The organism is Gloeobacter violaceus PCC 7421 (assembly GCF_000011385.1).
Lineage (GTDB): Bacteria > Cyanobacteriota > Cyanobacteriia > Gloeobacterales > Gloeobacteraceae > Gloeobacter > Gloeobacter violaceus.
In genome coordinates this window covers 843950-865280 of record NC_005125.1, presented here as the reverse complement: position 1 = coordinate 865280, position 21331 = coordinate 843950, and the positions used below count along the sequence as shown (strand labels likewise).

The window sequence follows — 21331 nt, the reverse complement described above, 5'->3', positions numbered from 1 at the left end:
GATTATTCCACCCTGCGGTTCGTCTTCTGCAACTGCCATAAGTCCAAGCGGCCTTTGACACCTGGCGTCGGTGAAGGTTCTGTGGCGGCGCTCGGCTATCGAGGATCTCGATGTTGCCCGAGAATATCTGCAGTCGCGCAATCCGGCAGCCGCCAGACGAGTAATTGATCGCATCGAGGAAGCAACGCGGCGGCTGGCGGTCATGCCTTATCTGGGCAAGACTGGTCATGTCGAGGAAACTCGCGAGCTGGTGGTACCCCGCACGCCTTACCGGCTCATTTACCGAATAGTTGATGAACGTCTGGAGATCATTTCGGTGATCCACAGCGCGAGGGAGATGCCGGAAGATCAAGCTTGATGTTGCATCGGCGTGCGGATGAGCGCATCGACGCGCTCCTATCAAGGATGTAGTTGTACCGCTTTTGCATTCCCAAAAGAGATGCTTCTTCAGCATCCGCGCAGAAACTTCACGCTCGGGATCCAGGCTGCGCAGTAGGCTGAAAGCCTAAAGCATTTCGGGGTACAGCCGATGAAGGCGTTGCTGCTTTGGCCCCATATGCCCAACTCTTTCTGGTCCTACCGCAAGACGCTCTCGCTGGCAGGTCTGTGCTCGACAAACCCGCCTTTGGGGCTGATCACCGTGGCGGCCCTGTTGCCTGCCGACTGGCAGATCCGCTTTGCTGATCGTAACGTGCGAGCTGAGATCGAAGAAGATTGGGCCTGGTGCGACCTGGTGATCATCTCGGCGATGATCGTCCAGAAAGAAGACTTTCGGACACTCATCCAGAAGGGCGTCGCCCTGGGCAAAAAAGTGGCCGTGGGTGGACCGTTTCCTACCTCGGTGCCGGACTTTGCTCTCGCTGCCGGGGCGCACTACTTGATCCTCGACGAGGGCGAGTGCACGGTACCGCTGTTTCTCGAAGCGCTCGAACGCGGTGAGGAGCGGGGCGTCTTCCGCTCCGCCGACAAACCCGACGTCACCCGCACCCCCGTCCCGCGCTTTGATCTGCTGGATATGCGGGCATATCTGGCGATGACGGTGCAGTTCTCGCGTGGCTGTCCGTTTCAGTGCGAATTTTGCGACATCATCAACCTCTACGGCCGCAAGCCGCGCACCAAGCATCCCGAGCAGATGCTCGCCGAACTGGAGGTGCTCTACCGGATGGGCTGGAACCGCTACGTGTTCGTGGTGGACGACAACTTCATCGGCAACGCCCGCAATGCCAAGATCTTCTTGCGGGCGCTCATCCCCTGGATGGAAGCGCGCCGGTACCCGTTTATTCTGCTCACCGAAGCGTCGCTCAATCTGGCTGAAGACCCCGAACTGGTGGAACTGATGGTGAAGGCGGGTTTTACCACCGTCTTCATGGGCATCGAGACCCCCGATACCGACAGCCTGCTGGAGGTGCACAAGCTCCAGAACACCCGCCGTTCGCTCGCCGAGTCGTGCGAGAAGGTCACCCGGGCGGGTCTGCAGATTATGTCCGGGTTCATCATGGGCTTCGACCACGAGCGGCCCGGAGCGGGGGAGCGCATCCGCGCCTTTATCGAACTGACCGGCATCCCCCAGGCCCAGTTCAGCCTGCTGCAGGCGCTGCAGAACACGGCGCTCTGGCAGCGATTGGAGCGCGAGGGACGGCTCATCGACGGTCTGGGTACCTTTCACCAGGGGGCCTTGATGAACTTCGTGCCCACCCGGCCGGTGGAGGAGATTGTCGAAGAATATATCGACGCTTTCTGGCGGATTTATGAACCTATGCCCTACCTCAAACGCACCTTCACCCACTTCAGACGCATGGGAGCCTGGCGGGCCGATAGCCGCAGGCGCTTCGATTGGGCGGCTTTGCGGATGTTTACGGCCGTCTGCTGGCATCAGGGGATCGTCCGCTCGACGCGCTGGCGCTTCTGGTGGCAGCTTGCAGCGATCGCCCTCACTAAATCGCAGCTGCTGTTCGATTATTTTGTGGCCCTCGCCGCCGGGGAACACTTTTTTGCCTACCGCTACGAGGTGCGCGAACAACTGCACACCCAGCTCGCGGCGATGCGGCGGCTGAGGGAGCACCCAGAAAATCAGCCGTCCTCGGCTGCCACCCCCAACGCCTGGGCCAACAGCGCCCGAGGGTCGTAGGGAGGCCGCTGCTCGCCCACGATGCGCCCGCCCTGGAGCACCAGCAGGCGCTCGGCCAGCAAGGTCAATTCGGGCAGATCCGAAGAGACCACCAGCACGGCGGTGCCGCCCGCGGCGAGGGCGCGAATGAGTCCGTAGATCTCGGCTTTGGCCTCGACATCGACGCCGCGGGTCGGTTCGTCGAGCAGCAGCACCCGGCACCCGGCGAGCAGCCAGCGCCCCAATAGCGCCTTTTGCTGGTTGCCGCCGCTCAGGGCGCGGATGGCCATCTCCTGGGTGCGCGGCGCCAGGCGCAGTTGCCCCCCCAGTGCGCGGCAGGCACTCCGCTCGCGGTACTGCTCGACGACTCCCCAGCGGGCGCGGCCGAGCAGGCTCACCAGGGCCATATTTTCGCGCACGCAGCGCTCGGGCAGCAGGCTGTGGCGCTTGCGGTCCTCCCCCAACAGGCCGATGCCGCGGGCGATGGCGTCGCGGGGCGAGCGCCAGACCACCGGTCGTCCATCCAGCACAATCTCTCCCGCCTCGGGCCTTTGGGCACCGAACAGCGTGCGCACCAACCGGGAGCGGCCCGCCCCGGCCACCCCCATCAGCCCCACCACCTCACCTGCGCGCAGTTCCAGGTGCAAATTCCTGAGCCGGCCGCAGCACAGATTGTGCACGGTGAGGACGGGTCGGCCGGTTTGCGAAGCGGCCGGGGTGCCGGTGGGTTCGAGGGTGCGGCCCACCATGTGGCGCACCACCGCCGCCATCGACAGTTCGCCCACCGCAGCGCAGTGGACGCGCCTGCCGTTGCGCAGAATCGTCACCCGATCGCAAAGGGCAAAGATTTCCTCCAGGCGGTGGGAGATGTAGATAATTGCCGTGCCCTCCGTGCGAATCCGCCTGAGCACGGCAAACAGCTGCTCGCTCTGCTGGGCGCTCAGGCTGGCCGTGGGTTCATCGAGGATAAGCAGGCGCGCCTTTTGCCTGAGGGCGCGGGCGGTCTCGACCATCTGCTGTTCGGGCAAATTAAGCCGTCCGACCGGCGTGCGCGGGTCGATCGGTTGGCCCAACCGCTCCAGTACCGCGCGGGCCGAATTTTCGAAGTTCCTATAGTCCACCGGCCGCCACCAGCTCTGCGCCTCCCCCAGGCAGATATTTTCGGCCACCGACAACGCCGGCACCAGCGCCAGTTCCTGGTGGATCATGGCGATGCCGGCGGCGCGGGCGGCGCGGGGCGAATCGAACCGGACGGCGGCACCCTGCCAGCGGACGGTACCCGCGTCGGGAGCAAGGGCGCCCGAGAGAATTTTCATCAGCGTCGATTTACCGGCGCCGTTTTCACCGACCAATGCGTGCACCTCCCCCGCCTCGACGGTGAAATCCACCCCGTCGAGCACCGTGACCGGCCCGAAGCGGCGGGTGATCTTTTCGAGAGCAAGGAGAGGCATCGGTCTCAGGGGGCGGGGGTAAGGGTTTCGTTGCCCAGGGCGGCTTTGTCCACCAGGCGCACGGGCACGGGGATCACCGGTTCCACCGGTTGGCCCGCGAGGTGGGTAGCCACCGCCCGGATCGTCTCCTGGCCAATGCGGTACGGATCCTGGGCGATATCGGCCTGCAGGGGCGACTTGCCCCCGGCGATGAGCTTGCGCGCTTCTTCGGAGGCGTCGTAGCCCATGACGAAGATGCCTTTGCGCCCGGCGGCCTCGATGGCCGAGACGACGCCGAAGGCCGATTCGTCGTTGACGGCGAAGACGGCGTCGAGCTTGCGCTGGGACTGGAGCAGATCTTCGGCGGCTTTTAAGGAGCGGTCGCGCACGCCGTCGCCGGTGAGGCGGGCCACCACCCGGATATTGGGGTAGGGCTTGAGGGCTTCCTCGAAACCGCGCACCCGCTCGATCACCGACTGGATGTAGGGCTGATCGATAATTGCCACCTGGCCCCGGCCGTTCAGGCGCTTGGCGGCGTACTCGCCCGCGAGCCGCCCGCCTGCGACGTTGTCCGAGGCGATGTGGGAGACAACTGCGCCTTCTTTGGCGCGGATGTCGGCGGTGAAGACCGGGATATCGGCCTGATTGGCGCGGGCGATGGCAGGGCCGATCCCCTGGGAATCGGTCGGGCAAACCACGATTGCCGCCACTTTCTGGACGGTGTAATTTTCGAGCTGTCCCTGCTGGCGGGCCAGATCGAATTCGCCCGCATCGAGTCGCACAGTGAGCTTCTGCTTGGCCGCTTCTTCTTTGAGACCACGCTCCAGTTCGCGGTAGAAGGCGTCCTGACGGGTGAGCAGCGACACCCCCACCACCGGCCGATTGCCACCCTCCGACCCGTTCTGGGCACAGGCCCCGAGCACCAGTGCACACAGCGCCGCCAACCACCAGAACCTTCGCACCCCGGACCCATCCCGCACAATTTCAGGTCAAATGTACCAGCAAGCCGCCCGGTCCGGGGCGAATTATTGTTGCCGCCTACTGTTGGGCCGGGGTTTGCACCGCCTGGGCCGTCTCGATCGTCCGGCGGCGCCCAAGCCGGGCCAGCCGGTTTTTGAAGTCGTCCACGTAGGTAAACAGCACCGGTATCACCACCAGGGTGAGCAAGGTCGAACTCAAGAGTCCCCCCACCACCGCTACGGCCATGGGCGAGCGAAACTCCGAACCCGCGCCGATCCCCAAGGCAATGGGCATCATGCCCGCGATCATGGCGATCGTGGTCATCAAGATCGGCTGCAGCCGGTCGATCCCCGCCTCCATCAGCGCCTCGCGCCGGGGCAGGCGCGCCTTTTCGATCAGCACCGTCGCGTACTCGACTAGCAATATCGAGTTTTTGGTGACGATGCCCATCAGCATCAAGATGCCGATCAGGGCCGGCAGCACCAGGGGTTTGCCTGTGACCAGCAGCCCCGCGAGCGCCCCGCCGATGGACAGAGGCAATGCCGCCATGATCGTGAGGGGATGGAAAAAATCCCCAAACAGCAGTACCAGCACGCCGTAGATGAGCAACACCCCCAACAGCAGGGCCGTCCCGAAGCGTTCTGAAACTTGATCTTGCAGGTCCACATCGCCCGAGCGCACCAGGCGGATCGATTCGGGCAAATCGCCCATGGCGGGAAGGGCGTAGATTTGCTCCAGGGCGGGGCCGAGCTGCACGCCGTTCAAGTTGGCCTCCACCGAAATCTGGCGGGCGCGGTCGTAGCGATCGATCTGGGCGGCGCCGCTACCGACGGCCAGCTCGGCCACCGTCTCCAGGGGGATGGCCCGCCCGTCGTCGGCGGTGACGCGCAGGTTGCGGATCACCTCCAGATCCGTGCGGTGGCGCGGGGCGATCTGCACGCGGATCGGAATCTGACGATCTTCGAGGTTGAACTTGGCCAGGTTCGCGTCGATGTCGCCCAGCGTGGCGATCTTGGCGGTCGCTCCGATGCGCTCCACCGAAACGCCCAGGTCCGCCGCCCGCTCGAAGCGCGGCCGGATGAGCAGTTCGGGGCGCGAGAGGCTGGCGGTGTTGCTGACATTGGCAAGCCCCGATAGCGCCTGCATCTGGGTGCTCAGCCGCTCGGCTGTGCGCGCCAGTTCGGCGGTATCTTCGCCCGTCAGGATAATCGAGACTTCTTTGCCTCCCCGAAAGCCCACCGAGAAGCCGAGGCGCGCCCCCGGCACAGCGGCCAGCACCGGTTGGATCGCTTTTTCAAAATCTTGCTGAGCGATGGTGCGCTCTTCGCGGGGCTTGAGGTTGATGAAGAGCGTGGCCAGGCGCACCTCGCCTTGATCCCCCATCGAGACAAAGACATTTTTGATCTCGGGCCACTTTTGCAATTGGGCACTCAGTCCGCGCGCCACCGCGTCGGTCTGGGCGAGGGTCGAGCCGGGCGGCAACTCCAGTTGCACTATCGACTGGCCGCGGTCGGTGTTGGCGAGAAACCCCGAAGGGATGAGCGGGGCCAATAGCAGCGAGAGGACAAAAAAGGCGACGGCGGCCGCGATCGTGGCGGCGCGGTTGGAGAGCGCCCAGGCGAGGACGGTGCGGTAGGTGCGGGTGTACCAGGGCAACCGGACGGGAGCAGGCTTGGCCGCCAGCCAGTAGGCGGCCATCAGCGGGGTGACCATGCGCGCCACGAAGAGCGAAAAGAGCACCGCCGCCACCACCGTGAAACCGAACTGGCCAAAAAACTGACCCGGCACCCCGCCCATGAATCCCACCGGCACGAAGACCGCCACGATCGTCATCGTGGTCGCCACCACCGCCAGGCCGATTTCGTCGGCGGCATCGAGGGCGGCCTGAAAGGGCGGCTTGCCCATCTTGATGTGGCGGTCGATATTTTCGATTTCGACGATCGCATCGTCCACCAACACCCCCACCACCAGCGCCAGCGCCAGCAGGCTCAAGCTGTTGAGGCTGTAGCCCAACAGCTTCATGATCGCGAAGGTGGGGATGGTCGAGAGGGGCATCGCCACCCCGGCAATCAAGGTCGCCCGCCCGTCGCGCAAGAACAGATAGACCACCACGACCGCGAGGGCCGCCCCCAACCAGAGCGCTTCGATCGAGGCGTCGTAATTTTCGTGGACGTAGCGCACCGAGGTGTTGACCAGGTCGAAGTGCACATCGGCGAAGCGCTTCTCCAGTTGGGCAATCTGCGCTTCGACTCCCTTTTCGATCGCGACTTCGGAGCTGCCGGTGGAGCGGATCACCGAGAAGCCGACCACCGGTTTGCCGTCCAGGCGCGCCAGCTGGCGCGCTTCGGAGGCGCCGTCGCTGACGCTCCCCAGATCCGCGAGGGCCACGCGCCGCCCACCCGACAGGGCAATCTGCGTGGCGCGCAGGTTCTCGACGGTGGCGGCGCTGCCCAGGGTGCGGATGGCCTGTTCGCGGCCGCCCAATTCACCCCGTCCCCCCGGCAGATCCCGGTTGAGGGCGCGCACCTGGCGGTTCACTTCCTCGGCGGTGATCCCCAGGGCAAACAGACGATTCGGGTCGAGGTCGATGCGCACCTCCCGGCTCACCCCACCGAAGCGCTGCACCCGCGAGACGCCCTCGACGGTGAGCAGCGCCCGGCTCACGTCGTGATCGACAAACCAGCTCAGCTGCTCGGTGCTGCGGGTAGGCGATCCGACCGCGTAGATCATCAGGGCGCCGCCCACAAAATCGACCCGCGCAATCACCGGCTCGTCGATGTCCTGGGGAAGTTCCTGGCGGATCTTGGTGACCGCGTCGCGCACGTCGTTGACCGCCCGGTCGGTGTCCGTACCCAGCACAAATTCGACCGTCGTGGCCGAGATGCCGTCCTTGATAGTCGAGCGCAGGTGCTCGACGTTCTCAATGCCCGCCAGGGCGTCTTCGATTTTGCGGGTCACCTGGCTTTCGAGTTCGGGCGGGGCGGCCCCGGACTGGGTGATGTTCACCGAGACGGTGGGCACATCGACGTTCGGGTTTTCGTTGATGGGCAGTTGCACAAAGCCCACCACTCCTGCAATCACCAGGGCGATAAACAGCACCGCAATCACGATCGGATGGCGAATCGACCAGGCCGAGAGGTTGTTCATGACGCGCCTCCCGCTGTGCGCACGCGCGCGCCGTCTTTGAGATATCCCGCCCCGGCGAGCACGATTTGCTCCCCGGCTGCAAGCCCGCCGGTGATCTCCACCTGTCCGCCGGAGCGCGCCCCGGTCTCGACTGCGCGGCGCACGGCCTTCTCACCCTGGACGACAAAGAGGTGGGCGCGGCCGTTGTCGAAGATCAGGGCTCCCTCGGGGACCGCGAGCGCCGGGCCGGCACCGAAGCGCAACTCGCCGCGGGCGAACATGCCCGGCCGCAAAGCCGGATCGAGCGGGAGATCGATTTTCACCAGGGCGTTGCGGCTGCCCGCGTCCACGGCCGGGGCAATTTCGCGCACGCGCCCTGCGAAGCGGCGTTCCGGGAGCGCATCGGTCTGCACAGCGACCGCCTGCCCCGGGGCAATCGCCCCCAGGCGCACTTCGCTCACCTCCGCCTGCAACTCCAGGCGCCGGTCGCGCACGAGGGTGAAGAGCGCCTGGGCGCTCAGGGGACTGACCACACTGCCGAGTTTTGCCTGGCGTTTGCTGATCAGTCCCTCCGCAGGAGCGGTGATCCGCGTCTGGGCGAGCATGGCGAGCAACTCTTCGCGCCGCGCCTCGGCGCGGGCCAGATCGCTCTCGGCCACGGCAATCGCCTGCGAAGCGCCTCCCAAGCGCGCCCCATACGTGTCGGCGCTGGTGCGCCGCGCGGTCGCCTCCACTTCGCTAATCGCCCCCTGGCGCTGCAGGTCGTCGAAGCGGTGCCGGTTGGCCTCCGCCTCGCCGCGCAGCGCCCTCGCCTCCGCAAAGTTCGCGCGGCTCTGGGCAATCAGCGCCCGGCCGCGGGCAATCTCCGCCTCGACCTGCCGGATCTGGGCGCGCAGGGGCCGGTCGTTAAGGCGGGCGAGCAACTGACCGCGCTGCACCCGCTCGCCTTCTTCGACGTAGACACCCTCGATGCGCAGTCCGGTCAGCTCGGCCCCGATGGGCAACTCGTCCCAGGCGGCGATCGAACCGGTGACCATGAGCGTCCTGGCTAATAGGCGTTTCTGGACAGGCTCGACGGTAACGCTCAAAGCCGCGGGCGGCCGGGCCGCCTCACTCGCTTCGGGCGCCGGCCGGGTGAGGACAAAGACGAGCACCCCGGCAAGCCCAATCCCGGCCAACACCAGCAGGCGGACTGCCAATCCCGAGCGCTTCGCCGGGGAGGCGATCGCTCCACCGTGCGCGGTTGGGGGCGGGTTCTCGATGCCTTCGAGAGATGGACGCATGATTGCTCCTCCCATGGGAAAGTGGCCGCCAAGCCCAGGGCCTGCGGATGGCTACTCATTCTCTACGTGCAAGCCGCCCCCACCAGGGGCAGGAGTGCCGCAACCGGAACAGAATATAAGTGAAAGCTCGTATTTGCAGAATATGAGTTATTGCTCGCATCTGTCAAGCTTGTTAATCTGTTGTCATGACCAGCACCCCAGCCAAAGCCGTTTCGATGCGCCGTGCCCCCCAGCAGGAGCGCGGTCGGCAGCGCGTCGACAGCATTCTCGATGCGGCGGCCGAGATTTTTGCCGAGGTCGGTTACGAGGCGGCAACGACCAATGCGATTGCCGCGCGCGCCAAGACCTCGATCGGTTCGCTCTACCAGTTTTTCCCCGATAAGCAGGCGATCTTCCGCGCCCTCGACGCGCGCTACTGCCTGCAATTGCACGCGCTGGGCGCGCAGGTGCTCACCCCGGCGATGGCCGCGGTAGCGCTCGAGCGCATGGTCGGCGATGTGATCGACGCCTACGGCGATTTTCAGTCGCAGCCGGGCTTTCGGGCGGTGATGCTCCAGCACCAGCTCACTCCCCATCTGTGCGAAGCAGAGGACGAAAGTCTCGATCGCGAACTGGTCAAGGTGCTGGCGACGTTGCTTTCGATGCGCAATCCGGCCCTGGAGCCCGAGCGCTGCGAACTGCTCGCCGACGTGTGCGTACGCACCGGCTGCACGCTGCTCACTGCCGGGGTTCTAGGCGACGAAAAATATCATCGCCAAATGCTCGAACAGACCAAAAATATACTCGTCGCTTACCTGCGGCCCTACGATGCCCCAAGGCCCTAAGCGCGCCAGACAGCGGCGCTATAGGCCGACCAGATATGCACGATCCAGCCGAGGGTGCCGAAACTCACCACCCAGAGGATGCCGCTAAACAGCAAATGCAAGGCGGCCGTGAGCAGGCGTCCCTGGGTGAGCTGCCCCAAACCCGGAATAAAGAAACTGAGCGCCGCTGCGATCACATTGCCTGCACTTCCCTGCCCTGCCATTGTGGAGTCTCCCTGCGGTAGAACCGCCTCCAGTCTAGCCAAATTAAAAAATCACCCAAGACGGACGGCGTAGGTATACCAGAACATTGGCCGGCAGGAAACACATCTGCAGCGGACAGGCGATTGAATTGTTAATTAGAGAGGGAAGCAGTCTCTAACTACTTCCCGGCAGGGTTGCACTTATCCCGCTCTATTTTACTGAGTTTTTAAGCTCTGAAGATCTTTCTTTTTTAGATAATCGTTGCTTATGGACATTATGAGTTTGATTTAATTGCTGAGGACGGGCTCAGGCCCGCTTTGCAAATAGTGCGCAAACTCCTGCGCGAAGCTCCCGGTAGCGATTGCGCAGCGCAGCAAGGCGGCGAAGCGGGTGAGTGTGGCGACGTTGTGAATCGACAGCAGCGTCATCGCCAGGATCTCTTCGCTGCGCACCAGGTGGGCAAGGTAGGCGCGGCTGAAGTGACGGCAGGTATAGCAAGGGCACACGCAGTCGAGCGGTTCGTAGTCGCGGCGAAATTGGGCGTTTTTGAGGTTGATGCGACGGTCGCCCCCGGTGCCGAGCAATAGGGCACTGCCGTGGCGGGCGACGCGGGTGGGCATCACGCAGTCGAACAGATCCACCCCCACGGCCACCGCCTGGGCCATTTCGCGGAAGGTGCCTACTCCCATCAAGTAGCGCGGCTTGTGCTCCGGCAACAGAGGGGCCGTGACGCGCACCACCCGCTCGATGAGCGTTTGCGGCTCACCGACGCTCACCCCGCCGATGGCGTAGCCGGGCAGATCCGCCGCGACGAGCCCCTCGGCGCAGCGGCGGCGCAGATCCGGCCAGACGCCGCCCTGCACGATGCCGAACAACGCCTGATCGCTGCGGCGGTGGGCCTCCACACAGCGCTCGAACCAGCGCAAAGTGCGCTCCACCGCCCCTTCGACCTGCTCGCGGTCGGCCGGGTAAGGTGGGCACTCGTCGAAGGCCATGATTACATCCGCCCCGAGCGCGTTTTGCACAGCGACGGCGTGCTCGGGTGTAAAGCGCACGAGGGCGCCGCTTTTCGGTTCGCGAAAAGTCACCCCGTCGTCGTCGATCGTGCGCAGGCTGCTCAAGCTAAAGACCTGGAAGCCCCCGGAGTCGGTGAGAATCGGCCCCGGCCACTGCATAAACCCGTGCAGTCCACCGGCTCCCGCGACGATATCCGCGCCCGGCTGCAGACTCAGGTGATAGGTGTTGGCCAAAATCATCTGGGCGCCAGTCTCGGCGAGTTGGGCGGGTGTCAGGGTTTTGACGGTCGCCTGGGTGCCCACCGGCATGAAGCAGGGCGTGTACACCGGTCCATGGGGGGTGGCGAAGGTACCGGCGCGGGCTTCGCCGTCGCGGTGCTCGATTGTGAAGGCAAAACTAGCCGTCAAGGTCGTCGTCGTCGTCCTCGTCCCAATCCTCGCAAAGGCACGAAGACTCCATGAGCACCTCTTCGACCACGGAGCGCAGACCCGTGTTGAGCCGCTGCTGAATCGCCTGGGTGTGCTCTTCGCTGTCGCGCTCTTCGAGCGGGTCGGTGGCCGGGATGAGCCGCACGACACGCCCTTCTTGGAGAAGATTGAACTGCGGGCGCTCTCCGGTGGGCCAGTCGAGCCGGAGACAATCGAAACTGTTGACGTTGAGATAGATGGTGCGGTTGGCGATCATCGTCGCCCCGGACGGATCGCAGAACACTTCCATGACGTAGGCTTCGCCAACCCGGCGCACCTCGCCGTCCTGGATATCCAGGTAGCTGACCCTTCCCAAATCCTCCAGGACACGAATCATGTCCTGTTTGCTGACGACAAGCCCGACATCGACGATGCAGGGCGGCGCAGGCTGGTGCTTACTCATTCATCGTGCCTCATGCCTCAGGAGGATCACCGCCCGCAGTGCCAGCGGTCTGAGCTTGCCATACTGCTCAGTATATCCAGTGGCCACCGGAAAATGACAAGTGAGCGCGAACTTTTCGAAGTCGGCAGCAGTAAGACTTGCCCCCGTCCGATACAGTGGTTTACAGAGACAACGGTGCTGAATACCCTCGTCGGGCAGCGGGAGTGAATGGATGGGAAAAGACCGTGCGCATCGCAATTGATGCCATGGGCGGCGATTACGCCCCGCAGGAAATCGTGCAGGGTGCCCTTTTGGCCCGGGCACAGTTGGGAGTCGATATCGTGCTGGTCGGTAGCGCCGAGGCCGTCTTGCCCGAACTGCGCAGGCACAATGCCGCCCAATCGGTCGAAATTGTCGATGCACCAGAGCAAGTCGGTATGGGCGAGGAGCCCACGATCGTCCGCCGCAAACCGAACTCCTCGATCATGGTGACGATGGATCTAGTCAAACAGGGCCGGGCGGAGGCGGCGGTGGCCGCTGGCAACACCGGGGCGGCGATGGCGGCAGCCCTCTTTCGCATCGGCAGGCTTCCGGGCATCGAGCGGCCCGCCATCGGTGCGATGCTGCCGACGCTCAAACTGGGCAAGCGGGTGCTGCTGCTCGATGTTGGGGCCAACACCGACAGCAGGCCGCGCTTTTTGGAGCAGTTCGCCCTGATGGGAGCGCTCTACAGCCGCTACGTGCTCGGGGTGGCCGAGCCCAAAGTCGGCCTGCTCAACATCGGCGAGGAGCGCGGCAAGGGCAACGAACTGGTCGCCGACGCCTACGAGATGCTCGTCAAAAACCCCCACGTGCCGTTTGCAGGCAACTGCGAAGGGCGCGACGTGATGACCGGTCGCTTCGATGTCGTCGTCTGCGACGGCTTCATGGGCAACGTGCTGCTCAAATTTGCCGAGGGCGTCGGGCTGGTGGCCCTGCAGATCCTGCGCGAAGAGTTGCCGCGGGGCATCCCCGGCAAGATCGGCATCGCCCTGATGCGCAACAACCTGGGCCAGGTCAAGCAGCGCATGGACTACGCGGCCTACGGCGGCGGGCTGCTTCTCGGGGTCAACGGTGTCTGCATCATTGCCCACGGCTCCTCGAAGGCCCAGGGCATCTTGAGCGCCATCCGCCTGGCCAAAGAAGCCCTGGATAACCGGGTGCTCGAGCGCATCCAGCAGCAATTGATTTTGCCGATGTGACTGGTCTTAAAACCAGTCGCCCCCTCAGCAGTTGCTAAGGGGGCGTCCCGGCGAATCTGGATATTCCGCAGTCTTGACTGCCGAAAGGAAACTCTTAGAGAGCCACAGCTCCGGCGCACAGCCGACCGTTCGCGGTCCGAAGATTCAAGCTAGTACCAGGTATACTCATCGGCACCACCTCCCTTTCCCTATTTGGTAATGTTGATGTTCCTCATGAATATAACAGTGCCCCGGTCGTAGTGGCAACTCCGTGCCCGGATGCCTAAACCGCCGGGGAGGATGACCGAACGACCACCCTCCAAGCGCAAACGGTACTAAGCGGTGTCTCCGTACTGCCGCTCCTCAGCGTAGAATTCGGGGTCTTCGGAATAGAAATTGGCGTCCTCATGGAAGCTGTCGTCCTGCGCGAAGGTGTCATCGGTGTCGGCGACAAAGCCGACCTCCGTTTCCCCTTCTGCGCCCTCGCTGCTGTCGGCCGACGCCTCGACGGTCTCGTTACCCTGGTCAAACAGTAGGTCGTCCCCTAAACCCAACACGAGGCCGGTAGCCAGCGCTCCACCGGCCGCCAGCGCGCCGGCACCAGAAAGCGCCAGCACTCCAGCGGTCGCAATGCCGCCGACCAACATAGCGGTGTCGTTGTCCATGCCGAAGATGTCACCGTCGGCAGGATCTAGCCAGTCCGGCATCTGAAAGCCTGGCACATCCTCGGGAAGGGGTTCTTCGCTGAAATTTTGGGGGTTCTCGGTCTCGCCTCCCAACTCGTCGTCCGTCGGTGTCCCCCCGGCGGGTTTGGGATCCGGCTCGTGGCCGTTTTCCTCATGGGACAGATTCCCGGTGGTATCGTCGCTACCGCCCTTGTCGTCGTTGTCGTTGTTGTTGTTTGGCATTTTTCGTCTCTGGGGTGGTGTGCACGAAGCACAGCCGAAACGAACCTTACTACCGCAGGATTACGCATCGACTATTGCCTGCATTTTCCAGTAGGGATAGCCGCTATTTTTTGCAACGCAACCGGCGGCTTACCGCCCGCTCCTAGCGGGCGACGGCGGTGGGCGATTGCCCTTCGTTCTGGAAAAGGGCCGTGCTCAAGTAGCGCTCGCCGAAGCTGGGTTGGATAAAGACAATGAGCTTGCCGGTGTTCTCGGGGCGCTTGGCCAGCTGCAGAGCCGCCCACAGAGCCGCCCCGGTGGAGATGCCCGAGAGAAGCCCTTCTTCTTTGGCAAGCCTGCGGCTGTATTCGATCGCTTTCTCATCGGCTACGGCGATCACTTCGTCGATCACGTCGCGCCGCAGTACATCCGGTACAAAGCCCGCGCCAATGCCCTGGATGAGGTGCGAGCCGGGTTTACCGCCGGAGAGCACCGGGCTTGCCGCCGGTTCCACTGCCACGATCTGCACGCCGGGCTTGCGCACCTTCCAGACTTCGCCCACCCCGGTCACGGTGCCGCCGGTACCCACCCCGGAGACAAAAATATCCATCTGCCCGTCGGTGTCGCGCCAGAGTTCTTCGGCGGTCGTCTCGCGGTGGATCTTGGGATTGGCGGGGTTGCGAAACTGCTGGAGTATAAACGCGTCGGGCACTTCGCGGGTAATCTCCTCAGCGCGGCGGATGGCCCCGCGCATCCCTTCTGAACCGGGGGTCAATTCGAGTTGGGCGCCGTAGGCCCGCAGGAGCGCCCGCCGCTCGCTGCTCATCGTCTCGGGCATCGTGAGGATGAGCCGGTAGCCGCGCGCCGCCGCCACCATGGCCAGGGCGATGCCGGTGTTGCCGGAGGTGGGTTCGACCAGGGTCGTTTTGCCCGGCAGGATAAAGCCCGACTTTTCGGCTTCGTTGATCATCGAGACGCCGATGCGGTCTTTGACGGAGGCGGCCGGGTTGAAACTTTCGAGTTTGACCACGATGCGGGCAAGGGCACCCTCGGCGGCCGGAATACGGTTGAGCTGCACCAGCGGAGTGCGGCCGATCAGTTCGGTGATGTCGTGAGCGATATGCATGGGTGGCAGGTTCGCTTAGATGTAGTACATGACGGTGCTCTGGCGGCGATCGTGCAGTTCGCAGAGCTTTTGGAGCGTATGGCCTTTGAGCACTTGCTCGGCCGCCCGGCGCGATTCGTCCCACGCCTCGCGGACGATGCTCGCTTCGAGGGTGTTGGGGGGCGTTTCGGTTTCGTCTTGCCCTTCGATGCACTGGACAATTTCAAGCAGGTGGATGGCAAAAGGTTCGCGCGCAAGCAGATACCCCCCCCGCGCCCCGCGTTGGGATTTGACCAGCCCGTGGCGGCGCAGGTCTGCCAGCAACTGCTCCAGATAGCGGTCGGGTATCGACTGGCACTGGGCAATTTCTTTGATCTGCATCGGTTCGCCCTTGCCGTGGCCGAGGGCCAGCTGCAGCATGGCAAGCAGGGCGTATTCACTTTTAGCGGAAAGTTCCACGGCCGCACCTCGCGCGACGACTCTCCTATGATACTAAATCTCCACCAAGTTAGTGGGGATTAAGCCCCGGATCCGGGGGACTCCAGGAAGCTGTTCATCGACTCCAGGTAGGCGCCGGGCGCTTCGAGCATCGGAAAATGTCCCGTCTGGGGAATGATCTTCAGCGTCAGACCGGGATTGACTTTCACCGCCCGCTTCGCTCCTGCTGCGGGAATAATCTGGTCGTACTCGCCGCTAATCAGCAAAGTCGGCACTGCGAGTTTGCGAAAGGCGTCGGGCATTTCGTAGGTGGCGTGTTTGCCGATCGAACTATAGAGTGTCCCCCGTGCGGCTGCCTGGTGAGCGACGACGTAGTCTTCGATAAACAACCGTGCCCAGCGATCTTCGAGCAACTTGTAGACGAACCTGCGCTGAAAGGCTTTGCGGGCGACGGCAAAATTCACCATCCAGGCAGGCCGCACCGCGATCACCACGTTGCTTGCCAGATAAAACGTCTCGAACAGCAGAGCTTCGTACTGAAACACGCCGGTGCAGGTGAGCACCAGCTTGCGCACGCGCTCAGGAAACAAATTGGCAAAGGCCAGACCGATCGAGGCTCCCATCGAGTGGGCGTTGAGGTCGATGCGCTCGAACCCGAGCCGGTCGATGAGGGCCAGCAGTTCGCGGCTATAGGCTTCCAGTGAAAAATTCTGGTTCGAATCAGGGGTCAGGGGAGATTGCCCGAACCCGCGCAGGTCGTAGCGCAGACACACGGTCCTCTCTGCCCAGGTCTCAGCAACCGGTTCCCAGTAGCGCGACGAACCGCACCAGCCGTGCACCAGCACCAGCGGCACCTGCTCCGGCTTGGGTTTGCCGCTCAGGGTGTAAAAGTGCTTGGTGCCGTCGATGTCCAGATAAGCCATTGGTTTGGTCGAGTTTTTTTCTCAGCTTAAAGCGGTTAAGGTTTCGCGTACACTGCAGGCCACCTACAACCTCGTGGACGTTTGCATCCATTCTGAGACCTGCTTTTGGCTTGGCACGACGGTTTGTGGAGCGAGAGGCGGAACCCCCTTCGGGTTCCCCTCTCGCGCTCTCCAACCTCCCCGCGTCGAGGGGCTGCCAGCCCCCCGACACCCCCCGGACTTCAAGGCACGGAGAAGCACGAGAATCTGCGGGTGGGCTGGGTTTACTCTTCCAGTGCGTGCACGACGCGTGTCGACTGCGCCACAAAGGCTTGCTCGCCGCTGGGGTGCGGATATCTCGGAGAGTAAGGCGGTGTAGACAAAGGGTACAAGACATAGATGGTCAATAGTTTCCTCGGGCACCTGAAATCTGGCACTATCACTTGCAAATTTCCCAAGAATGGAATTTAATCGGGTTGTCCTTGTTCCTGGGCACAGTGGCCACTTCCTCTGTACGCACAACCCGCGGCGAATCCTTGGTCGGCATCCTGGTGGCGACGGCTATTCTGGCGGGTGTTGGCGGACTGACGGCGGTGACGGTGTCCACGCGCGAGAGTGTGCTCAAGGGCCAGACCATCATGCGCTTCGCCGAATTTATCGATTACTTCGACCAGTTGGCGGGCGAGCAGACAGCAAATCACTGGGACGACCCGGCCTTCCAGGCCACCAGCCTCGCCGGGAGCTATCCGCTCACGCCTGAGAGCACCAAAGAGTTTGTCAACGTTGATTTTCAAGGATGCGTGAAGCCCGCGACCTTGCTGGCTGTGAACAATCGCTCACCCGAGGAGGTCCAGGCACTATTCGCGCAGGCTGCTGTCGAGACACCCGCGCTATCCATTTACGAAGGCAGCGGCCAGACAGGCGGCATCCTCATCAACGAGCCTTACGACCGCAAACTCAGCGACTCGCCAGTGCTTTTCAGCTATCTATTAACAGGCCCCAAAGAGAGCGGTTCACATCTTATGTACATCATTGGAGATTCGCGCCAGTGCCCTCCGTAATCATCTGCCTCTTGTTGTTAATACTTGTCATTCCAATGATGACCGCCACCAGCATCAATAGTCAAAATCATTACAACGATGCCAGAGCTTTTGCGGATCAGATCATTGAGAAGTCTGTACTCAAAAGTGCCTTACGAACAGCCATGGTTGCAGCAGCTGACAACATTGGTGGTGAGCAATTACAGCAGGAGTTTTCACCCTCAGGTCTTAGTGTCTTCGTGCTCAGCAAACCTGAGGTTCGAGACGAATATTCGATTATTCGCTTTTGGACAACTGCACGCCCCCAAGACCAAGCATTAGGGAACCGTTCTACCAACAACAACGCAGTTGTGACTGGCGCATATGATCCATTTATCAAAATAGCAACTAGGAGTAGAACAGTAATAGGACCGAGGCCTGGAGCGCAGTGATGAAGAGAAATGTGAGGGGGACAAGCTTTATTGAGTCAGTGGTTGGAACAGCATTGCTAGCCCTTGCTGTCACAGCTTCTACAACTATTTACATCATGTTTAACAGAGAATTAGTGAGCACTTCTGCAGACAGAGATAGTTCCGAAAAAGGACATCAAATTAAATACAATCTAGCACCAGCTCTTGAAGGAATGCTATTTAGAAAATACTTGCCTGGTACAATTGAACAAAATGGACCCATAAATTTTGAATTTTCAAGAGATTCAACTGTTTCAGCAAGATGGTATTGGAGCAACGATGAGGTTGCAATGCTACAACTTTATCCTCACATTTACGGAGTTACTCAAAATAGTGGAGTATGCTTACAAGATCGTATTACAACAGTAATTTTTGATCGTGAAAACAAATCACTTTCTATCGATTATAAACACATGGAAGAAGGAAAATTAGTTGGTTGCTTGGGAGGGGATTTTGCAGATTTGATTCGTACAGGGAAAATCACCTATAAAAATGTGTCCGAAGCGCAACTCGTTAGAGTAGGTAACCGCGCGAACCGGTTTTGGTACAAAGTCGGTGATGAGTGGCTCTCCATTGAGGGAGGTTTTTTAGAGCAGTAATTTTATTTTTCGCCCAAATGCTGTACATTACAAAGGCAGATTGCGAAGGAAGTGTTACGAGGTCAGTACATCATGCAACAATTGGTCGTGCTTATTGCCTCCCTGCTTTTTGTCGAGTGTGCAGTGGCTGCGGTTGCTTCGGACTTAAAAGCTTTCACGTTAAACGACCTTAGTGATACTGCAAATACTTTATCTAATACCTCGTTCAAGCTGTTTTCACTTCAGAGCAGCTCTATTACTGCCAGATTTTCTGAAGATTGGTCATGGGGTTCAGATTCAATAATTTCTGAGAGCAACAGGTCTCAAAATATTAGTGTTAATTCTGAGCTTTTTGTGCTTGACCCCTTTCAGGGAAATGATGTCTTGAAATTTGATGGTCAAACTGGTGTTTTTCTCGAGCCTTATGTAGAGGGTTTCTCTCGTTTAAGTCCTGCATCAATGGTATTTGGGGGGCTAAACAACAACCTATTTATTTCACAAAACGGAGGCGGGAGCGTATGGGAGTACGATTTACTTACAGGTGACTTCATTGGAGAGTTTGTGGCCACTGGATCAGGTGGCTTGAGTAGGCCCTCTGGCCTTGCGTTTGGGCCGAATGGCGGCAATTTGTTTGTGGCTGATACCAGCAGCAGCAAGATCCTAGAGTTTAGTGTTTTTGATGGATCATATGTGGGCGATTTTGCATTTCTGTCAGGCATGCTTCCTGGAGAGATCGCTTTTTTCAATAGCAATCTGTTTGTAATAGATCAAGCTGCTTCAGCTGTTCAAAGATTTGACAGTCAGGGAACCTATCAGGGGGTATTCGTTTCCAATTTGGACAGTGCCGCTGACTTTGTATTTGGACCGAATGGCAATTTGTTCATAACAGTTGGAGATTTTCAGCTGGGTCGTGTCGATCAGTACGACGGTGTTACTGGAGCATTTATTGGGACATTTGCTTCAGGTAATGGCCTAAGCAATCCTACAGGGCTCGCCTTTGGTCCAGATGGCAACTTGTATGTTGCAGATAGCGACACCAGTAGCATTTTGGAGTTCAACGGTTCCACAGGTGCTTACGAAGGAATATTTGTACCTACAGGTAGTGGCGACCTGGGTTCACCTGACGACATCCTTTTTCAAGAGATACCGGAGCCTGTGCCTGGATTTATGGTTCCAATGCTTAGTGCGTTTGGCTTGATGGCGTGGCAATTTCGTAAGCGCAAGCTGGGTTGAGTCGTGGGCAAGGCTGGGTTCAGAGGTGGTAGCAGGGCGTTGTTCTTGTGAGGATAATTGTTAAGCAAGGATTTCGTAATATTGTAATGGGCTGAAAGCCTTGCCCTGAGCAGGTTTCAAAATTTTCGTGTCTTGAACAGTTTTGAATCGAGTGTAGAGGAATAATTTCTGCACCCACGCTTACGCAGGGGTTTGCCGCAGTCGACACGCGTCGTGCACGCACTGGAAGAGTGAGCCTACCCAACCCGCCAATGCTCGTTCCCAACCGCGCCGCTAAGTCCGGGGGGTGTCGGGGGGCTGGCAGCCCCCCGACGCGGGGAGGTTGGAGAGCGCGAGAGGGGAACCCGAAGGGGGTTCCGCCTCTCGCCCCACAGACCGTCGTGCCAAGCAAAAGCCGCCGAATCCACCCAAAAAGACCCAGGAAAAGAGCGTCATTCGAGCCATGCCGCTTCACCCTTACCCGGATTTGGTATCTGGTACCTATGGCTGAGTTGGTAGAGCCGGTAGAGCCGGTGCCAGGGGGGCTGGGGTTGAACGGGGGGGGAGGGCAATGACGAGTTTGCGGAAGTAGGGTTCGACGGTGCGGGCTGGAGTGTAGCCGGTGGACTCGTACAGGAGCTTGCCGCGCGGGTCGAAGAGCAGCAGCTTGGGCACCTCGCCCTGGAAGTAGGTTTGGAGGTCGGGCTGATCCTGTGGGAAGGTGTCGACATTTACAGCGATGAAATTGACCTGCGAGCCGAAGCGGGACTGCAGCTGGGTGATGTCGAAGGCCTGCTTTTTGCAATCGCGGGAGTCGTTGATATAGAGAATGACCAGGGCAGGCTGACGGCGGCGGATCGATTCGGCCAGCGTGATACGCGGCGGCACAAGGGCGCCGTTGTTTCCGTAGAGTGAGAAAACACTGCCCTCGTAAGTATCATCATCGATCGCAGCAAAAGTGATCCCCGCCGCCAAAAGCGATGAGCCAACGGCTAAAAGTCCTGCTGTGAGAGCGAGAGAAGGTTTTGAAGCGATTGGCTTGTTCATTGGATTCGCATTACCCTTTAGCTCAGCATATCTCTGGTTTAGAAAAGTGCGGGACAGCTATCCCCAAAAGTTTATGCAACAAAAATTCGCACAGATGCGTGATCCCCGATTCGTTAGGCCGGGTATAAGGGAGAGACCCGATCAGTACGCAGTTTCAAGTTCCTTTGTGAAAGGCAATTAGGAGGCCGATATATATGACTAGCGTCATGGTGGAGTCGGAACTTCAGGAGCGGATCCTGTCCGAACTAGGCCGCCAACCGCGTTCGATTGTACAGCTGACCTACGAGTTGGGCCAACCGCCCTGGGTGGTGTTCCGGGCGATGCACAACCTCAACCGCCGGGGATTGGTCGTTTATGCTCCTGGTCGGGGGCAGTGGTGTTTGGTGAGTTTACGGGCGATCAGCGGTGCGCTATCATAAGAAAGCTTTTTTAGCGCACCTCGGAATTTACTAGCCATGGCTCAGCCAAAGAAAAAGACCTCCAACGCCAAGCGGGATCAGCGCCGCGCCACCTGGAAGCGCAAAGCGCGTGTGCAGGCTGAAAAAGCCCTTGCCCTCGGCAAGTCGATCCTCTCGGGCAACAACACGGGTTTCTACTACCCGCAGCTCGAAGCAGAGGAAGAAGAGCAAGCAGAAGAGTAGTCGACGACGACCTCCGACAATCGACTCTCCGCT

22 protein-coding genes are annotated in these 21331 nt (G+C 60.8%); 10 read left to right on the top strand and 12 right to left on the bottom strand.

Annotation, left to right across the window (positions count from 1 at the left end):
- Positions 1-70 precede the first annotated feature (70 nt).
- Both GLL_RS04230 and GLL_RS04225 read left to right on the top strand, forming a co-directional pair.
- Complete coding sequence (locus GLL_RS04230; protein ID WP_011140812.1) at positions 71-358, top strand: type II toxin-antitoxin system mRNA interferase toxin, RelE/StbE family; 288 nt, start codon at positions 71-73, stop codon at positions 356-358.
- 171 nt (positions 359-529) lie between these two features.
- Positions 530-2128: a B12-binding domain-containing radical SAM protein gene (locus tag GLL_RS04225; RefSeq protein ID WP_011140811.1), complete on the top strand. Its 1599-nt coding sequence runs from the start codon at positions 530-532 to the stop codon at positions 2126-2128.
- On the opposite strand, the gene GLL_RS04220 is transcribed toward GLL_RS04225, so the two are convergent.
- From GLL_RS04220 to GLL_RS04205, 4 genes are all read right to left on the bottom strand, one after another.
- Positions 2071-3558: a sugar ABC transporter ATP-binding protein gene (locus GLL_RS04220; protein ID WP_011140810.1), complete on the bottom strand. Its 1488-nt coding sequence runs from the start codon at positions 3556-3558 to the stop codon at positions 2071-2073. The two genes, GLL_RS04225 and GLL_RS04220, sit on opposite strands and share 58 nt — an antisense overlap.
- Positions 3559-3563: 5 nt before the next feature.
- Positions 3564-4499, bottom strand: coding sequence for a substrate-binding domain-containing protein (locus GLL_RS04215; RefSeq protein WP_164928612.1), 936 nt, complete (start codon positions 4497-4499; stop codon positions 3564-3566).
- 76 nt (positions 4500-4575) lie between these two features.
- Positions 4576-7644 carry an efflux RND transporter permease subunit gene (locus GLL_RS04210; protein ID WP_011140808.1) on the bottom strand — a complete coding sequence of 1023 codons (3069 nt, stop codon included), beginning with the start codon at positions 7642-7644 and terminating at the stop codon, positions 4576-4578.
- Positions 7641-8906, bottom strand: a complete 1266-nt coding sequence (locus GLL_RS04205; RefSeq protein ID WP_164928611.1) for an efflux RND transporter periplasmic adaptor subunit — start codon at positions 8904-8906, stop codon at positions 7641-7643. Before GLL_RS04205 ends, GLL_RS04210 begins: the two co-directional genes overlap by 4 nt.
- Before the next feature lie 185 nt (positions 8907-9091).
- Here GLL_RS04205 and GLL_RS04200 point away from each other — a divergent pair, with 185 nt between their 5' ends.
- Positions 9092-9730, top strand: coding sequence for a TetR/AcrR family transcriptional regulator (locus tag GLL_RS04200; RefSeq protein WP_011140806.1), 639 nt, complete (start codon positions 9092-9094; stop codon positions 9728-9730).
- Here GLL_RS04200 and GLL_RS04195 read toward each other — a convergent pair.
- From GLL_RS04195 to GLL_RS04185, 3 genes are all read right to left on the bottom strand, one after another.
- Positions 9727-9933, bottom strand: coding sequence for a hypothetical protein (locus GLL_RS04195; RefSeq protein WP_011140805.1), 207 nt, complete (start codon positions 9931-9933; stop codon positions 9727-9729). The two genes, GLL_RS04200 and GLL_RS04195, sit on opposite strands and share 4 nt — an antisense overlap.
- A gap of 267 nt (positions 9934-10200) precedes the next feature.
- The gene (tgt, locus tag GLL_RS04190) at positions 10201-11337 is read right to left on the bottom strand and encodes a tRNA guanosine(34) transglycosylase Tgt (protein WP_011140804.1); all 1137 of its coding nucleotides are present in this window, start codon (positions 11335-11337) and stop codon (positions 10201-10203) included.
- The gene (locus GLL_RS04185) at positions 11327-11800 is read right to left on the bottom strand and encodes a hypothetical protein (RefSeq protein ID WP_011140803.1); all 474 of its coding nucleotides are present in this window, start codon (positions 11798-11800) and stop codon (positions 11327-11329) included. Before GLL_RS04185 ends, tgt begins: the two co-directional genes overlap by 11 nt.
- 245 nt (positions 11801-12045) lie before the next feature.
- Between GLL_RS04185 and plsX the strand changes: the two genes are divergently transcribed.
- Complete coding sequence (gene plsX / locus GLL_RS04180) at positions 12046-13020, top strand: phosphate acyltransferase PlsX (protein WP_407920012.1); 975 nt, start codon at positions 12046-12048, stop codon at positions 13018-13020.
- A 314-nt stretch (positions 13021-13334) separates the two neighbouring features.
- Here the strand turns inward: plsX and GLL_RS04175 are convergent, their stop codons facing one another.
- The 4 genes from GLL_RS04175 to GLL_RS04160 all read right to left on the bottom strand — a co-directional run bounded on the left by GLL_RS04175 (position 13335) and on the right by GLL_RS04160 (position 16352).
- Complete coding sequence (locus GLL_RS04175; RefSeq protein WP_011140801.1) at positions 13335-13907, bottom strand: hypothetical protein; 573 nt, start codon at positions 13905-13907, stop codon at positions 13335-13337.
- A gap of 142 nt (positions 13908-14049) precedes the next feature.
- Entirely contained in the window at positions 14050-15012 is a 963-nt protein-coding gene (gene cysK, locus GLL_RS04170; RefSeq protein ID WP_011140800.1) for a cysteine synthase A, read from the bottom strand.
- A gap of 15 nt (positions 15013-15027) precedes the next feature.
- The gene (locus tag GLL_RS04165; RefSeq protein WP_011140799.1) at positions 15028-15450 is read right to left on the bottom strand and encodes an Rrf2 family transcriptional regulator; all 423 of its coding nucleotides are present in this window, start codon (positions 15448-15450) and stop codon (positions 15028-15030) included.
- 59 nt (positions 15451-15509) lie between these two features.
- Positions 15510-16352, bottom strand: coding sequence for an alpha/beta fold hydrolase (locus GLL_RS04160; RefSeq protein ID WP_011140798.1), 843 nt, complete (start codon positions 16350-16352; stop codon positions 15510-15512).
- Positions 16353-16807: 455 nt separating this feature from the next.
- On the opposite strand from GLL_RS04160, the gene GLL_RS04155 reads away from it, so the two are divergent.
- The 4 genes from GLL_RS04155 (at position 16808) to GLL_RS04140 (ending at position 19631) form a co-directional block, all read left to right on the top strand.
- Complete coding sequence (locus GLL_RS04155) at positions 16808-17392, top strand: hypothetical protein (RefSeq protein ID WP_164928610.1); 585 nt, start codon at positions 16808-16810, stop codon at positions 17390-17392.
- 35 nt (positions 17393-17427) lie between these two features.
- Entirely contained in the window at positions 17428-17802 is a 375-nt protein-coding gene (locus tag GLL_RS04150; protein WP_164928609.1) for a hypothetical protein, read from the top strand.
- Positions 17802-18419 (top strand): hypothetical protein, encoded by a 618-nt coding sequence (locus GLL_RS04145; protein WP_164928608.1) that lies wholly within the window; start codon positions 17802-17804, stop codon positions 18417-18419. The genes GLL_RS04150 and GLL_RS04145 overlap by 1 nt, the downstream gene beginning before the upstream one ends.
- A 72-nt stretch (positions 18420-18491) precedes the next feature.
- Positions 18492-19631, top strand: coding sequence for an NHL repeat-containing protein (locus GLL_RS04140; RefSeq protein WP_164928607.1), 1140 nt, complete (start codon positions 18492-18494; stop codon positions 19629-19631).
- Positions 19632-20111: 480 nt separating this feature from the next.
- Here the strand turns inward: GLL_RS04140 and GLL_RS04135 are convergent, their stop codons facing one another.
- On the bottom strand, positions 20112-20657 hold the full coding sequence (locus tag GLL_RS04135) for a hypothetical protein (RefSeq protein WP_011140795.1): 546 nt from the start codon (positions 20655-20657) through the stop codon (positions 20112-20114).
- A 194-nt stretch (positions 20658-20851) separates the two neighbouring features.
- On the opposite strand from GLL_RS04135, the gene GLL_RS04130 reads away from it, so the two are divergent.
- Positions 20852-21076: a hypothetical protein gene (locus GLL_RS04130; protein WP_164928606.1), complete on the top strand. Its 225-nt coding sequence runs from the start codon at positions 20852-20854 to the stop codon at positions 21074-21076.
- Positions 21077-21112: 36 nt separating this feature from the next.
- Positions 21113-21298 (top strand): 50S ribosomal protein L32, encoded by a 186-nt coding sequence (locus GLL_RS04125; RefSeq protein WP_011140794.1) that lies wholly within the window; start codon positions 21113-21115, stop codon positions 21296-21298.
- Positions 21299-21331 lie beyond the last annotated feature (33 nt).

Bases quoted from the DNA above. Each gene is read 5' to 3' on its own strand.
- GLL_RS04225 (WP_011140811.1), top strand. From the start codon at position 530: ATGAAGGCGTTGCTGCTTTGGCCCCATATGCCCAACTCTTTCTGGTCC.
- GLL_RS04220 (WP_011140810.1), bottom strand. From the start codon at position 3,558: ATGCCTCTCCTTGCTCTCGAAAAGATCACCCGCCGCTTCGGGCCGGTC.
- GLL_RS04210 (WP_011140808.1), bottom strand. From the start codon at position 7,644: ATGAACAACCTCTCGGCCTGGTCGATTCGCCATCCGATCGTGATTGCG.
- GLL_RS04205 (WP_164928611.1), bottom strand. From the start codon at position 8,906: ATGCGTCCATCTCTCGAAGGCATCGAGAACCCGCCCCCAACCGCGCAC.
- GLL_RS04200 (WP_011140806.1), top strand. From the start codon at position 9,092: ATGACCAGCACCCCAGCCAAAGCCGTTTCGATGCGCCGTGCCCCCCAG.
- GLL_RS04195 (WP_011140805.1), bottom strand. From the start codon at position 9,933: ATGGCAGGGCAGGGAAGTGCAGGCAATGTGATCGCAGCGGCGCTCAGT.
- GLL_RS04185 (WP_011140803.1), bottom strand. From the start codon at position 11,800: ATGAGTAAGCACCAGCCTGCGCCGCCCTGCATCGTCGATGTCGGGCTT.
- plsX (WP_407920012.1), top strand. From the start codon at position 12,046: ATGGGCGGCGATTACGCCCCGCAGGAAATCGTGCAGGGTGCCCTTTTG.
- GLL_RS04175 (WP_011140801.1), bottom strand. From the start codon at position 13,907: ATGCCAAACAACAACAACGACAACGACGACAAGGGCGGTAGCGACGAT.
- cysK (WP_011140800.1), bottom strand. From the start codon at position 15,012: ATGCATATCGCTCACGACATCACCGAACTGATCGGCCGCACTCCGCTG.
- GLL_RS04160 (WP_011140798.1), bottom strand. From the start codon at position 16,352: ATGGCTTATCTGGACATCGACGGCACCAAGCACTTTTACACCCTGAGC.
- GLL_RS04150 (WP_164928609.1), top strand. From the start codon at position 17,428: ATGATGACCGCCACCAGCATCAATAGTCAAAATCATTACAACGATGCC.
- GLL_RS04145 (WP_164928608.1), top strand. From the start codon at position 17,802: ATGAAGAGAAATGTGAGGGGGACAAGCTTTATTGAGTCAGTGGTTGGA.
- GLL_RS04140 (WP_164928607.1), top strand. From the start codon at position 18,492: ATGCAACAATTGGTCGTGCTTATTGCCTCCCTGCTTTTTGTCGAGTGT.
- GLL_RS04135 (WP_011140795.1), bottom strand. From the start codon at position 20,657: ATGAACAAGCCAATCGCTTCAAAACCTTCTCTCGCTCTCACAGCAGGA.
- GLL_RS04130 (WP_164928606.1), top strand. From the start codon at position 20,852: ATGACTAGCGTCATGGTGGAGTCGGAACTTCAGGAGCGGATCCTGTCC.
- GLL_RS04125 (WP_011140794.1), top strand. From the start codon at position 21,113: ATGGCTCAGCCAAAGAAAAAGACCTCCAACGCCAAGCGGGATCAGCGC.